Annotated in this window: 10 protein-coding genes; 3 read left to right on the top strand and 7 right to left on the bottom strand. The window is 66.4% G+C overall.

Going from position 1 to position 13,239, the window contains the following annotated elements:
* Positions 1 to 33: 33 nt before the first annotated feature.
* Positions 34 to 714: a ribonuclease FAU-1 family protein gene (locus KTJ89_RS13665; protein ID WP_259358096.1), complete on the top strand. Its 681-nt coding sequence runs from the start codon at positions 34 to 36 to the stop codon at positions 712 to 714.
* Between the two features lie 40 nt (positions 715 to 754).
* On the opposite strand, the gene KTJ89_RS13660 is transcribed toward KTJ89_RS13665, so the two are convergent.
* The 7 genes from KTJ89_RS13660 to KTJ89_RS13630 form a co-directional block, all read right to left on the bottom strand.
* Positions 755 to 2,242 carry an amino acid permease gene (locus KTJ89_RS13660; RefSeq protein ID WP_181271155.1) on the bottom strand — a complete coding sequence of 496 codons (1,488 nt, stop codon included), beginning with the start codon at positions 2,240 to 2,242 and terminating at the stop codon, positions 755 to 757.
* Between the two features lie 94 nt (positions 2,243 to 2,336).
* Positions 2,337 to 3,740, bottom strand: coding sequence for an aspartate ammonia-lyase (locus KTJ89_RS13655; RefSeq protein WP_259358095.1), 1,404 nt, complete (start codon positions 3,738 to 3,740; stop codon positions 2,337 to 2,339).
* 74 nt (positions 3,741 to 3,814) lie between these two features.
* Positions 3,815 to 4,837 carry an asparaginase gene (locus KTJ89_RS13650; protein WP_139467698.1) on the bottom strand — a complete coding sequence of 341 codons (1,023 nt, stop codon included), beginning with the start codon at positions 4,835 to 4,837 and terminating at the stop codon, positions 3,815 to 3,817.
* The gene (locus tag KTJ89_RS13645) at positions 4,834 to 5,550 is read right to left on the bottom strand and encodes a FadR/GntR family transcriptional regulator (protein ID WP_181271158.1); all 717 of its coding nucleotides are present in this window, start codon (positions 5,548 to 5,550) and stop codon (positions 4,834 to 4,836) included. The genes KTJ89_RS13650 and KTJ89_RS13645 overlap by 4 nt, the downstream gene beginning before the upstream one ends.
* A gap of 378 nt (positions 5,551 to 5,928) precedes the next feature.
* Positions 5,929 to 7,323 carry an NAD-dependent succinate-semialdehyde dehydrogenase gene (locus KTJ89_RS13640; RefSeq protein WP_181271159.1) on the bottom strand — a complete coding sequence of 465 codons (1,395 nt, stop codon included), beginning with the start codon at positions 7,321 to 7,323 and terminating at the stop codon, positions 5,929 to 5,931.
* 343 nt (positions 7,324 to 7,666) lie between these two features.
* Complete coding sequence (locus tag KTJ89_RS13635) at positions 7,667 to 10,120, bottom strand: thiamine pyrophosphate-binding protein (protein ID WP_259358094.1); 2,454 nt, start codon at positions 10,118 to 10,120, stop codon at positions 7,667 to 7,669.
* A 2-nt stretch (positions 10,121 to 10,122) separates the two neighbouring features.
* Complete coding sequence (locus tag KTJ89_RS13630) at positions 10,123 to 11,139, bottom strand: 1-aminocyclopropane-1-carboxylate deaminase (RefSeq protein ID WP_259358093.1); 1,017 nt, start codon at positions 11,137 to 11,139, stop codon at positions 10,123 to 10,125.
* A gap of 185 nt (positions 11,140 to 11,324) precedes the next feature.
* On the opposite strand from KTJ89_RS13630, the gene KTJ89_RS13625 reads away from it, so the two are divergent.
* Both KTJ89_RS13625 and KTJ89_RS13620 read left to right on the top strand, forming a co-directional pair.
* Positions 11,325 to 11,984, top strand: a complete 660-nt coding sequence (locus tag KTJ89_RS13625; protein ID WP_259358092.1) for a GntR family transcriptional regulator — start codon at positions 11,325 to 11,327, stop codon at positions 11,982 to 11,984.
* Positions 11,985 to 12,127: 143 nt separating this feature from the next.
* Positions 12,128 to 13,162, top strand: a complete 1,035-nt coding sequence (locus KTJ89_RS13620; protein WP_259358091.1) for a CE1 family esterase — start codon at positions 12,128 to 12,130, stop codon at positions 13,160 to 13,162.
* Positions 13,163 to 13,239 lie beyond the last annotated feature (77 nt).

The raw sequence follows: 13,239 nt of genomic DNA, 5'->3' as shown, positions 1-13,239 counted from the left end.
CTCACGCTCACCCCGGTCCGGGACAATGAGAGCATGAGCGGAGCAGGGAGCCAGTACGAACGGGCAGACGAACCACGCTGGCGATACGGCGACCAGATCCTGTGGACCTACACCAACCCGGCACACCCAGGGCTGTACGACCAACGCCCTGTCACGGTCATCGCCGATGACGAGAACCACCTGGCCGTCTGGCTGGAGTCGGGGACGAGGATGCTTCATCATGTGCTCGCCGACGGCTCGGGAATCCGCACCGCTGACGGACCCGCCCGCTTCGGTGCCCCACGGGCACAGGGCCTCAAGCGGTGGCAGGGACCGGGCATCGTCGCCGTCTTCCAGCCGGGAGCAGCCTATTCGGTGTGGTTCTTCGAGAACCTGGACTCGGCCCGTCGCGATTCCTTCTACGTCAACCTCGAGGACCCCTTCACTCGCTTCGACAGGGGCATCCTCACCTCCGACCACGTCCTCGACATCGTCGTCGACTCAGATGGCACCTACCGGCTCAAGGACGAGGACGAACTCGAATTCGCGCGCGAAGCCGGAATGTTCTCCGACGAGAAGGTCGCACGCATCCGCGCCGCTGCGAACTCAGCCATCGACGACATCCGCGCTTGGGCCTTCCCCTTCGACTCCGACTATCCGGACTTCCAACCGGACCCCGACTGGCCGATGCCTGACCTCCCCACCGAGGCGACCTGGGACTTCGACGCGAGCTGAGCCGCCCGGTGACCGTCACGGCCCAGCCGACCGACCAACCTCACATCTCGAACTCGACGGCCTCCCCCGCCTCGGCGATGGCTCGGATCCGCTTCCGGCAGACGAACCAGCCGATGACCATGCACACCGAGGCGATGATCGTCACGACCAGGGTCGGCGGGGAATCGGCGAAGACCATGACGAGGATGACAGCGAGGAAGAGCAGCGTCGCATATCCGGTATAGGGGGCACCGATCATCCGGAAGGAGGGACGCTCGAGCAGTCCGCGGTCGGCCCACCGCTTGAGCCGCATCTGACACAGCACGATCATGCCCCACGTGAGGATGATCCCCACCGAGGAGACACTGAGGACGATCTCGAACGCATCGCTCGGCAGCAGGTAGTTGAGCGGCACGCCGAGGAGGGCGACCACTGCCGTGATGACGATCCCGCCGTAGGGCACGCCGCTGCGGTTCATCCGCTGCGCGAACTGCGGGGCCGACCCGGCCACCGACATCGACCTGAGGATTCGCCCGGTCGTGTAGAGCCCCGCGTTGAGTGAGGACAGGGCTGCCGTGAGCACAACGAGGTTCATCACGGTGTCCGCGCCCTTGACCCCGATGAAGGAGAAGAAGGTGACGAACGGGCTCTCCCCGTCGACGTAGTCGGTGAAGGGCAGAAGGAGGGCAAGCAGGGTGAGCGATCCGACGTAGAAGACCGCGATGCGCAGGATGACGGAGTTGATGGCCTTGGGCATCACCTTCTCCGGGTGCTCCGTCTCGCCGGCGGCCGTGCCCACGAACTCGATGGAGGCATAGGCGAAGACGACGCCCTGCATGAGGATGATCGCCGGCAGCGCACCGTTGGGGAAGAGTCCGCCGTTGTCGAGGATCATCGACAGTCCGGGATCGTGACCGGCCACGGGGGTGCCGAAGATGAGGAAACCGACCCCGACGACGAGGAAGATGATGAGGGCGGCGACCTTGATGAGCGCGAACCAGAACTCGAGCTCTCCGAAGACCTTGACGGAGATGACGTTGAGTCCGAGCACGAGGACGAGCGCGATGAGCGCCCACGCCCATTGCGGCACGGTCGCGATCCAGGCGACGTAGCGGCCGAAGAAGCCCATATAGAGCGCGGCCGCGGTGATGTCGACGATCGCGGTCGTCGCCCACACCAGCCAGTAGAACCACCCGGAGATGAACGCAGCTTTCTCGCCGAAGAACTCACGGGCGTAAGAGACGAACGACCCTGTGGTCGGACGGTGCAGGACGAGTTCGCCGAGCGCGCGGAGGATGAGGAACGCGAAGAACCCGCACACCGCGTAGGAGAGCACGATCGAGGGTCCCGCCTCGTGGAGGCGACCGCCCGCACCGAGGAAGAGCCCGGTGCCGATCGCCCCGCCGATGGCGATCATCTGCACTTGGCGCGGGGCCAGGTTCTTCTGATACCCGGAGTCCTCGGCGGTGAGGTTCGGTCGGGTCGGGCCCGAGCCCGGTTCTGCGGGTGCGACGGCGGCGCTGCGGTCGGAGCCGAGATTGTCAGTCATGAGTGTCCTCGTTCGTTGAGTACAGATGGTCTTGTCAGAAACAGGCGGTCAGGTGGTCAGGTGGTCGATTGCAGGCGGCCCGGAGTCGGTTCGCTCACACGGTCGTGAGGTTCGCCAGCCGTTCGGGTCGGAGCAGACGTTCGAGTTCGGAGGCGGTCATCAGCCCGTGTTCGAGCACGAGTTCGGCGACGCCGCGGCCGGTCTTCAGCGCCTCCTGCGCGATCATCGTCGCCGCCTGGTACCCGATGGTGGGGTTGAGTGCGGTGACGAGTCCGATGGAGTGTTCGACGGCAGCGCGGGTGAGTTCTGGATTGGCGGTGATGCCTGCGATGCAGCGGGTCGTCAGCGTCCGCGACGCCGATTCGAGGTGGGAGATCGACTTGTGCAGGCTGTGCAGGATGACGGGTTCGAAGGCGTTGAGCTGCAGCTGCCCGGATTCGGCGGCCGCGGTGATCGTGACATCGTTGCCGATGACTTCGAACGCGACCTGGTTGACCACCTCGGGGATGACGGGGTTGATCTTGCCCGGCATGATCGACGATCCCGACTGCACGGCGGGCAGGTTGATCTCGTTGAATCCGGCTCGCGGACCCGAGGACAGCAGCCGCAGATCGTTGCAGATCTTCGAGATCTTCACGGCGATGCGCTTGAGCACCCCGGACAGGTGGACGAAGGATCCGACGTCCTGGGTCGCCTCCACGAGGTCGGGCGCGGTGACCAGAGGCAGCCCGGTCAGCTGCGCGAGATGGTCGCGGACCGCCTCGGCGTATCCGGCTGGTGCGTTGAGGCCGGTGCCGATGGCGGTGGCGCCGAGGTTGATCTCGTGGACCAGCGACTCGGCCTCCCCGAGGCGCTCGCGGTCCTCCCCGATCGTCACCGCGTAGCTGCCGAAGGCCTGGCCGAGTGTCATCGGCACGGCGTCCTGCAGCTGGGTGCGTCCCATCGTGACGATGTCGTGGAATTCGGACGCCTTCACGGCGAACGCGTCCTGAAGTTCCCCGAGGGCGGTGAGCAGCCGTTTGATCGCGAAGATCGTACCGAGCTTGACAGCCGTCGGGTAGGCGTCGTTCGTCGACTGGCTGAGGTTGACGTGGTCGTTCGGGCTGATCCGCGTGTAGGTTCCGCGCGGTTGCCCGATGATCTCGAGCGCCCGGTTCGCGATCACCTCGTTGGCGTTCATATTCGACGAGGTGCCCGCCCCACCTTGGATGACGTCGATCGGGAACTGGTCGTACAGCTTCCCGTCGATGATCTCCCGGCAGGCTGAGACGATCGCGTCCCGCCGCTGCTCATCGAGGAGGCCGAGGTCGTGGTTGGCCCTGGCGGCGGCGAGCTTGACCGCGGCGAGTCCGCGGATGAGGTCGGGGTTGGACTGCAGGGTCTGCGCGGTGATCGGGAAGTTCTCGACCGCCCGCAGCGTATGGATGCCCCAGTAGGCATCGCCCGGGATCTCCCGATCGCCGAGGAGGTCGTGCTCGATGCGTGTATCCGTGCTCATGGTTCTCGTGTCGCCTTTGTTCGTCGTTGTTGCTGATGCCTGTCGGTGCTGGTGGGTGGTTCGGCTGCGGAGGCTCAGGAGGCGACCGACCGGGTGCGTTCCCACTCGCCGAGGCGGTCCTCGACCTCGCGGGTCACGCGCAGTCCGCCGACTTCCCGTCCTCCGCCGAGGATGGGCGGGCTGACGATGTCGCCAGCCTTTTCGGTCGGTGCGGGCAGAGCGGAGAGGATCCGGGTGGCGATCGGCAGCCTGGCCCGATCCGAGCCGTCGGCGATCTTGACGGCGATGCCCATGCCGTCGATCCCGAGCAGCTGAACCGCTTCGGCGCCGTCCTTGGCGATGAGTCCGGGGACGGTGCGCATGAGCGCGGTGACGTCGCGCCCGGCACCGGCGACCATGTCCGGGTGGTCGCGCATGGCGGCGGCGACGCGCGCCGCGCTCGTGCCGGTCGAGACGGTGGACAGGCGAGCGAAAGCGCGGGCCATTCCGGTCAGCGAGATCGCCGGCAACGGTGTTCCACATCCGTCGGTCGACACGGTCGCCGGCGTCTCGCCGGTGAGTTCGGCGATGGTGGCGCCGATGTGCCGCTGCAGAGGGTGGGTGGGATCGAGGTAGCCCGCGAGGTCCCAGCCGTTGATCCGGCAGGTCGCGACCATGGCCGCGTGTTTGCCCGAGCAGTTCTGGGCCAAGCGGCTGCGCTGTCCGCCGGCGGCGAGGTGGGCTTCGCGCTCGGGCGCCCCATAGGGAAGGTCGATGACGTTGCCGAGGGCGGTCTCGTCGAGTTCGTACTGATGAAGGATCCGGCGGGCACCGTCGATGTGTTCGGGGGATCCCGAGTGGCTGGCCGCGGCGAGAGCGAGGAGCTCGGTCGGCAGATCGAGGCCGAGACGCAGCATCGCAAGCAGCTGCAGGGGCTTGAGGGTCGACCGAGGATAGAAGGGCGCATCGATATCACCGGCGGAGGTGAGCGGCCGGCACTCGGAGTCGACGACCGCGAAGGAACCGTAGTGCACGCCTTCGACGAGATCACCGCGGGTGACCTCGACGAGTGGGACATGGGCGCGGTGGGTCGCGGTGGGGGTGGCTGTGTGGGTCATGGTCTTCCTGGATTTCGGGCGAGGTCGGTGACGGCGACAGCGACCTGAGCGAGATGTACGGCCATAGCGTCGCGGGCACGGGCGCTGTCGCCGGCTTCGATCGCGCGGACGATCTCCGCATGCTCGACGTCGGAGTCCGGTTGACGGCTGGCGGCGAGGTTGAGGAGCTCGGACTGGGCGGTCAGGGCACCGCGGAGTTCGGCGATGACGCTTTCGAAGACTCGGTTTCCGCTGGCTCGGGCGATGGCGATGTGCAGCTCTCCGTCGAGCTCGACCCAGCCACGGGGACTCGGCTCGGCGCTCATCGACTGCAGCAGGGCGTGGAGACGGACGAGGTCGGCCTCGGTGCGCCGAGTGGCCGCGAGTTCGGCGGCGGGAACTTCGATATGCGGTCGGGCCTCGTGGAGATCCCGGGAGGAGTAGTCGCCGAGGTGCAGTCCGGTCTCCGGAGCGGAGGCGATGACGAAGGTGCCGCTGCCGGTCTTCGTCTCGGTCAGCCCGAGGGTTGCCAGCGAGCGCAGGGCTTCGCGGATGACGGGACGGCTGACGGCGTATCGGTCGGCGAGCTTCGCTTCGGAGGGAAGGCGGTTGCCGACGGGAAAGGTGCCGTCGGCGATCTCGGCACGCAGACTGCGCACGACGCCCTCACCCGCGGACAGTCGTTCTACAGCCGTGCGTCTGGCCGTGGGTTCGGTCGGGCTGTTCGTCCCCATGACCACTCCTCCGGTTCGATCCGATCATTGATCCGGCACACAGCCCACCAGACAAACCTGTCAAGCTGTATGACAGGTTTGAGTGTAATCCCGCTCACCCAACGTGCGTCAACCCACCAGAGAGGCGTTTCAGACTCTGAGATTCACGGTCGCTCGCCCCTGCTGCCCGCGAGCGGATGTCTCCTGCGGGTGGATTCACCGCGACATCCGCGCAGAGTTCGAGGTGGATCCACCCGCAGGGAACACCCCGGCCCATGCAGAAAGGGCTGGCCCACATGAAAGACAGTGAAAAATGGGCTGGGTGTCGAGAAACGCATGCGCACACGCGTTTCTCGACACCCAGCCCATTTCTCGACGAAGGCTGAAGCCAAGCCCCAGTCAGTCAGCCACGTAGTACATGCGCTTGTTGACGAACTCATCCATGCCGTAGGGGCCGAGTTCGCGGCCGAAGCCCGAGCGCTTCGTGCCGCCGAACGGGATCTCCGCACCCTCTCCGGCAGGGGTGTTGACGTTCGACATGCCGACATCGAGGCGCTGAGCGAGCTTCGCGGCACGCTCCTCGTCCTTGGCGAACACCGCGCCGCCGAGGCCGAAGCGCGAATCATTGGCCAGGGCCAGTGCTTCGTCATCGCTGCTGACCTTGTACACGGTGGCCACGGGGCCGAAGAGCTCTTCGCGGTAGGCGTCCATCTCCGAGGTGACTCCGGTGAGCACGGCCGGCGAGACGTACGCGGATCCGTCGGTGGCGAGCTCGCCGCCGACGAGGGTCGCACCCTGCTCGACGGCACGGTCGAGCTGCTTGCGCAGGTTCTCGGCAGCCGAACGCGAGGACAGGGGCGAGTACTTGCCGTCGCCCGCCTCGGCGGGGGTGCCCTTCTCCCAGGACTGGGCGCGCTCGGTCAGGCCGGACACGAAGTCGTCGTAGATGTCGTCCATGACGATCATCCGCTTGTTCGCGTTGCAGACCTGGCCGGTGTTGTACAGGCGGGTGCCCCAGGCGGTGTCGACGGCCTCGTTCATGTCGTCGGTGTCGAGGATGATGTACGGGTCGGAGCCGCCGAGCTCCAGCACGGCCTTCTTGAGGTACTTGCCGGCCGTGGCGGCCACGGCCGATCCGGCGCGCTCGGAACCGGTCAGGGACACGCCTTCGACGCGGTCGTCGGCGATGATCGTCTCGATCTGCTCGTGCGTGGCGTAGATGTTGGAGTACACGCCTTCGGGGATGCCGGCTTCCTTCATGATCTCGGCGATCTTCGCCGAGGAGCGGGGGCAGATCTCCGCATGCTTGAGGATGATCGTATTGCCGAGCACGAGGTTCGGTGCGGCGAAGCGGGCGACCTGGTAGTAGGGGAAGTTCCAGGGCATGATGCCCAGCAGCGTGCCGACGGGGCGGCGCTGGATGAAGGCCTTGCCGCCGGACATCGATTCGATCGGTTCATCGGCGGCGAACTTCGGTCCGTTGTCGGCGTAGTAGTTGAAGATCGCCTCGCAGAACTCGGCCTCTTCCTCACCTTCGGCGGTGGGCTTGCCCATCTCCTCGGCGATGATCTTCGCGAGCTCTTCCTTGCGCTCGCCGAAGAGAGCGGCGACCTTGTTGACGATCGCGGCGCGTTCCTCGATCGTCTTCTCGCGCCAGCTCAGGTAGCCCTTGTGTGCGGATTCGAGGACCTGCTGGACCTCTTCGTCGGTGGCATTGTCGAACTTCTCGACGACTTCACCGGTGGCCGGGTTCTCGACACGGTAGCCGCCTGCAGCACTGCCTACGTTGCTCATTCCAGACTCCTTTGACTTGTGCGCGCCCGTTGGCGCCGCTGAAGCAATTGCATACCTGTTTGCCGCCCGAATCGACGGAATGCGTATGCCTGCCACCCACGCTATCAATAGGTGACCCGCGCAACAAGTGCCGAAACCTGGGGGAATCCTCAGTCCCCGATCGTCCGTGGTCCCCTCGCCGAGGCGGTGCGGATTCCGAATCGGTCACGACGAAATCCGAACCGCACTCGCGAGGAGAGAACTCCGGCCTCGATCGGGGACCACCCTCCTCGGCGAGGGGCCCGCTCCGGTCCCTGTTCATCGAACCAGAGGACCGAAACGGTTCACCTCGCGTCGCGGGAACTCACCGCCCCACGAGGTCGAGTCCGGCGCGCACGATGGAGTCCGTGTCGATCCCGTGGATCGCATAGGCCTCCCCCACCGAGGATGCCTGACCGAATTCGATGACCCCGAGGTTCCGTGTGCGGTCCCCGCGCACTCCGGAGAGGAACGCGAGAGTGTGCGGGTGCCCGTCGAGGACGGTGACCAGCGGTGCCGGATGTTCTGCGGGGAAGAGTTCGTCGGCGATGGCCGAGCGGACACTCGAGCGGACCCGAGACCGATCCTGCACCGACCGGAACACCTTCGACGGTGAGCTGAGGCAGACGATTCCCGCCCGCACACCCAGGGATTCCAGTCGGGCCGCCGCCGCGATCACTTCGGTCATGATGGCCCCGGCGCCGACGAGGGTGACCTCGTCCTCGGCAGCCGGTCTGGCGGAGAGCCGGTAGCCGCCGGCGATGACCTGATCACGGCGGCGTTCCCGCAGCAGCGGATCTTCGGGCACATCTGCGAGCTCCTGCGCTACCGGTCTCGTCGTCAGTCGGAAGTAGGCGGAGTCGCCGTCCGGGTCGGCGAGTTCGCGCAGCGCTTCGAGCAGGGTCCACTCGAGGTCCTGGGCGAAGGCCGGCTCCCAGCTCGTCAGGCCCGGGATCTCCAAGGTCACCGACGGTGTGTTGAACGACTGGTGGGCCCCGCCTTCGGGCGCAAGCGATACCCCTGAGGGCGTGCCGACCATGATCGAACGCCCACCCGCGTAGAGGCTGAAGGTCCAGGGCTCGAGAGCACGGTTGATGAAGGGATCGTAGATCGTGGCGATCGGCAGCAGCGGCTGTCCCCAGCGCTGCCCGGTCGATCCGAGCTCCCCGGCCAGGGAGACGAGATTGACCTCGGCGATGCCGAGTTCGATGTGCTGTCCGCTCGTGCCTTCCTGCCACCGCAGCACCCGTTCCCGATCGTCGGAGAACCAGTCATGCCGGCCCGCCGGTGACCAGATTCCGGTCTTGTTGATCCATCCGCCGAGGTTCGTCGACGTCGCGACGTCCGGTGACAGGGTCACAACCCGCTGGGCCACCTCGGGGGCGACGTGCTTGAGGTCGGAGAGGAACCGGCCCAGCGCCGCCTGCGTGGAGATCTGCGGTCGCGGAGTGAATCCCAGCTCGGCAGGCACTGCGGCCACGGCATGGTCGGTGACCGGCTCCCGTCGCAGCCGCCGCGCGGTTTCGGCACAGAACCGGCCGGCCGGGGTGTCCGGAGCGAAGGCGACCCACGGATCGTCCAAGTCCATCCCCGAGGCGGCCGCGAGCTCGCGCATCTGCGCTTCGGTCAGCTGCGCGGCATGGTTGCCGGGATGGCCCTCCGTGGCCAGCCCCTTGCCTTTGATCGTGTAGGCGAAGACCACCGTCGGCCGGTCGTCGTCGATCGCGTCGAACGTCGACACGAGCTGGCCGAGGTCATGTCCACCCAGGTCACGGATGAGGGAGGCGAGACCGTCCGCGTCGAAGCCGTCGATGACCGCGGACAGGGCGGTCGCCTCGGTGTCGGTGAGACCCGAGAGCAGCCGGTCGTGGATCTCGGACGGATGGGCGCGCAGCAGCCGCTGGTATTCGGGATTGGGCATCTGCACGAGCCGCTTCTTGAGCGCCTCACCGCCGGGGGCTGCGAACACGGCTTCGAGTCGGCGCCCCCACGGGCAGGTGAGCACCTGCCACCCGGCGGCATCGAACATGCCCTGCAAACGGCGGATCTGGACATCGGGAATGACCCGGTCGAGCGACTGCCGGTTGAGGTCGACGATCCACACGATCTCGCCGAGGCTGCGCACCTCCGGATCGATGATCGCCTCCCACACCGCCCCTTCGTCCATCTCCGCGTCGCCGAGCAGGGAGTAGAACCGGCCGGCTTCCGGGGTCTCGGGGAACCGGTCGGAGACGTAACGGTGGGACAGAGCCGCCCAGATGGGAGCGGTCGCGCCGATGCCCACGGATCCGGTGGAGAAGTCCACGGTGTCCGGGTCCTTCGTCCGCGACGGGTAGGGCTGGAGTCCCCCGCGGCTGCGCAGGGTGTCGAGGAATTCCTCGCCGAGGTCTCCGAGCAGATAGTTGATCGCGTGGAGGACCGGCGAGGCATGCGGTTTGACCGAGACGCGGTCGATGGCGCGCAGTCGGGTGAACCACAGCGCCGTCATGATCCCGGTCATCGAGGCCGACGAGGACTGATGGCCGCCGACCTTGACCCCGTCCGGGTTGACCCGGCCGCGGTTGGCACGGTCGATGATCGAGGTCGCCAGCCACAGTACGCGCTGGGCGATCTCGTCGAGGATCTCATCATCTCCCGAGGTCGAGGCGCGCAGCGGACGGTCATTCGTCCCGGGCGGGCTGACCTGCAGGGAGGTCTCGAATTGGTGGCGGTCCGCGTCCTGTGGTGTTGGCGCCTGAGCCGCCGATTCTTGTGCTGTCGACTCCTGTGCGGTGCTCATCGTCAGAAGATCGAGGAGTAGGCGTTGAGTGCGAGCTGTCCGCCGAGGTGGGCATAGAGGACGGTGGAATCCCTGCCGATCGTGCCGTCTCCGACGAGGTCGAGGAGTCCGGCCATCGACTTGCCCTCGTAGACGGGGTCGAGGATGACGCCTTCGAGCTGGGCGGTGGTGCGGATCGCGTTCACGGTCGTCTCGTCAGGGATGCCGTAGGCCGGGCCTTCCCAACCGGTGCGGATATCGACGTCGTCGGCGGTGATCTCACGCCCGAGGCCGATGAGTTCGGCAGTGGTGTTCGCGATCCTCTTCACCTGGTCGCGGGTCTTCTCGATCGTGGCCGACGCATCGATGCCGATGACCTTGCGGGGGCGTCCGCCGGCGGCTTCGAGGGCGGCGAATCCGGCGATCATTCCGGCATGCGTCGAGCCGGTCACGGTGCACACGACGATGGTGTCGAAGAAGACGCCGAGCTCCTTCTCCTGGTCAGCGACCTCATAGGCCCAGTTCGCAAATCCGAGTCCGCCGAACTTGTGCTCGGAGGCGCCAGCCGGGATCGGGTAGGGCTTGCCGCCTGATTCTTCGACCTCGGCCAGGGCGTTCTCCCAGCTCGAGCGGATGCCGATGTCGAATCCGGCCGAGTCGAGGCGGACGTCGGCTCCCATGATGCGCGAGAGTTCGATGTTGCCGACCTTGTCGTTGACCGGGTCCTCCCAGTCGACCCAGCGTTCCTGCACCAGGCGCGCCTTCAGTCCAAGGTGAGCGGCAACGGCGGCGACCTGGCGGGTGTGGTTGGACTGGTAGCCGCCGATGGACACGAGGGTGTCCGCACCCGAGGCGAGAACGTCGGGAACGATGTACTCGAGCTTGCGGGTCTTGTTGCCGCCGAAGGCGAGTCCTGAGTTGACGTCTTCCCGTTTGGCCCAGACACGGGCCCCGCCGAGGTGGTCGCTCAGTCGCGGGAGCTCGTGTACGGGGCTCGGTCCGAAGGTGAGTGGGTAGCGTTCGAAGTCGGTGATGGCCATGATGTCCTCTGTTCTCTGAAGCGTTCGCTTCGGGGCGATCGCTCTCTCGTGCGATGTGTCCTGTGCGATGTGTCCTGGATCGCAATATGCAATATATTGCATTCTGCTGATGGTTACAATGGGTCAGAGTTCGAGCCCCATCCCGCGGGACGAGACCTGCCCACTCAGAGACAAGGTGACCGAGCGTGCCGATCCCCACGGATTCCCCCGCCCCGCAGCGCAGCCTGCTGCGCGATGACGTCTATCGGTCGATCCGCGACGCCATCGTCCGCGGCCAGCTCGCCCCCGGGGAACAGCTGCGCGATCAGGAGCTCGGTGCCTGGCTCCAGGTATCCAGAACTCCTGTGCGCGAGGCGCTCCAACGCTTGGCACAGGCCGGACTCGTCGTGGCGGAGCCAGGCCGGATGACGCGCGTGGCCCCAGAGGATCCGGAGCTCATCCTCGCGGCGCGGCAGATCGCCGCCGAACTCCACGGCCTGGCGATCGACCTCGCCTTCCCCGCCCTCGACGAGGAGGCGCTGACTGAGATGGAGCAGGCAAACGGGCGATTGAGCGCGGCCCTCGCAGTCGGCGATGCCGAGGCGGCGATCGCCGCCGATGACGACTTCCACGAGGTGGCCCTCACCCGATCCGGCAATCCCCTCATTCCCGATCACCTCGAGGTCGTCACCGCCACTCTGCGCCGCGCGGAGTTCCTGCATTTCGAATCGGTGAAGGGATCAGCCTCACCGGAGCAGCACACCGAGATCATCGCCGCCATCCGTTCCGGTGAGCATGCGCATGCCGTCGCACTGACGAAGGCGAACTGGTCGACCATCGAAGGGGATGCGCCCCAGACGGCCTGAGTCGAACACCTTCCAGCTGCGGGTTCCGGATCGGCAACACCGCTGTCACCTCGACGACGCCACCGTCATCGCCAACTCTTCTAGTCATCTGATGACCTGTGCTAGAGTCCTCACCACGATCACCGACGATCAAAGGACTGACGATGTCATCGACGACGAAACGCATCATGACCGCTCTGCTCGCGACCGCCGCGAGCGCTGCTCTGCTGACGGGCACAGTTGCGACCCCAGGAATGGCCGCCACCGCACAGACCGCACCCGCGCATTCTGCCGCCGCTCACACAACCAGCAAGAAAGCATCGACGATACCGGCCGCCCCGTCGGCCGGCTGCGGCACCGAGCAGAAGCCCGGCAACGACGAGAAGACGATCTCGACGGAAGACGGCGAGCGCAGCTACCGGATCAACATCCCGCGCGACTACGAGCTTGAGACTCCCCTGCCGCTCGTCCTCGGGTTCCACGGCAACGGTTCCGACGGCGCCGAATTCCAGAACTACACGGGGCTGCCGACCCTTCCCGCGATCACCGTCTTCCCCGACGGCGACGAAGGCGACGAAGGCGACGGCAAACGCTCCTGGCAGGGCGCCCCGTACGCCAGCGGTGCCGATGACGTCGCGTTCGTCGCCGAGCTGCTCGATTCGGTCGAATCCGAGCACTGCATCGACCTCAATCGGGTCTATGCCACCGGCAAGTCGAACGGCGGCGGCATGGTCTCCGTCCTCGCCTGTCACCTGCGCGATCGCTTCTCCGCCTTCGCTCCCGTCGCCGGCGCCTACTATCCGCAGTCGACGGAGGGCTGCGATTACTCGACACCCACACCGATGCTCGCGATCCACGGCACCGGGGACGCGACAATGCACTACGAGGGCGGCCACCGTCAGGGCGAGGACTACCCGGGAGTCCGCGAGTGGATCCAGCCATGGGCGGAGGCCTCCGGCTGCGCGAGAACGAAGGAACGCCAGGTCGGCCGCAAAGGCGAAGACGTTGTGCGCACCCAGTGGACGCGGTGCGACGCCTCCGTCGAGCTCTACACCGTCGCCGACGGCGGCCACGTCTGGCCCGGTGAGGTCGTCTACAGCGGAGGCGGATACGTCACGAAGAACTTCTCGGCCACGAGCACGGTCTGGGACTTCTTCCGCAGCCACCCGGGAACAACGCAGGGGCCCACCCAGAAGTGACCAACCAGGCCCGCCCCAGAAGTGACCGTTGACACACATCACTCAAAGTGATTAGATGACTTAAACACTTGAAGGAG

The sequence above is a fragment of the Brevibacterium sediminis genome, from assembly GCF_024895295.1.
GTDB lineage: Bacteria > Actinomycetota > Actinomycetes > Actinomycetales > Brevibacteriaceae > Brevibacterium > Brevibacterium sediminis.
The sequence above is the reverse complement of the archived record's forward strand: the minus strand, read 5'-3'. Positions and strand labels throughout refer to the sequence as shown.

Coding starts and splice junctions, on each gene's coding strand:
- KTJ89_RS13665 (WP_259358096.1), top strand. CDS start 34: ATGAGCGGAGCAGGGAGCCAGTACGAACGGGCAGACGAACCACGCTGG.
- KTJ89_RS13660 (WP_181271155.1), bottom strand. CDS start 2,242: ATGACTGACAATCTCGGCTCCGACCGCAGCGCCGCCGTCGCACCCGCA.
- KTJ89_RS13655 (WP_259358095.1), bottom strand. CDS start 3,740: ATGAGCACGGATACACGCATCGAGCACGACCTCCTCGGCGATCGGGAG.
- KTJ89_RS13650 (WP_139467698.1), bottom strand. CDS start 4,837: ATGACCCACACAGCCACCCCCACCGCGACCCACCGCGCCCATGTCCCA.
- KTJ89_RS13645 (WP_181271158.1), bottom strand. CDS start 5,550: ATGGGGACGAACAGCCCGACCGAACCCACGGCCAGACGCACGGCTGTA.
- KTJ89_RS13640 (WP_181271159.1), bottom strand. CDS start 7,323: ATGAGCAACGTAGGCAGTGCTGCAGGCGGCTACCGTGTCGAGAACCCG.
- KTJ89_RS13635 (WP_259358094.1), bottom strand. CDS start 10,120: ATGAGCACCGCACAGGAGTCGACAGCACAAGAATCGGCGGCTCAGGCG.
- KTJ89_RS13630 (WP_259358093.1), bottom strand. CDS start 11,139: ATGGCCATCACCGACTTCGAACGCTACCCACTCACCTTCGGACCGAGC.
- KTJ89_RS13620 (WP_259358091.1), top strand. CDS start 12,128: ATGTCATCGACGACGAAACGCATCATGACCGCTCTGCTCGCGACCGCC.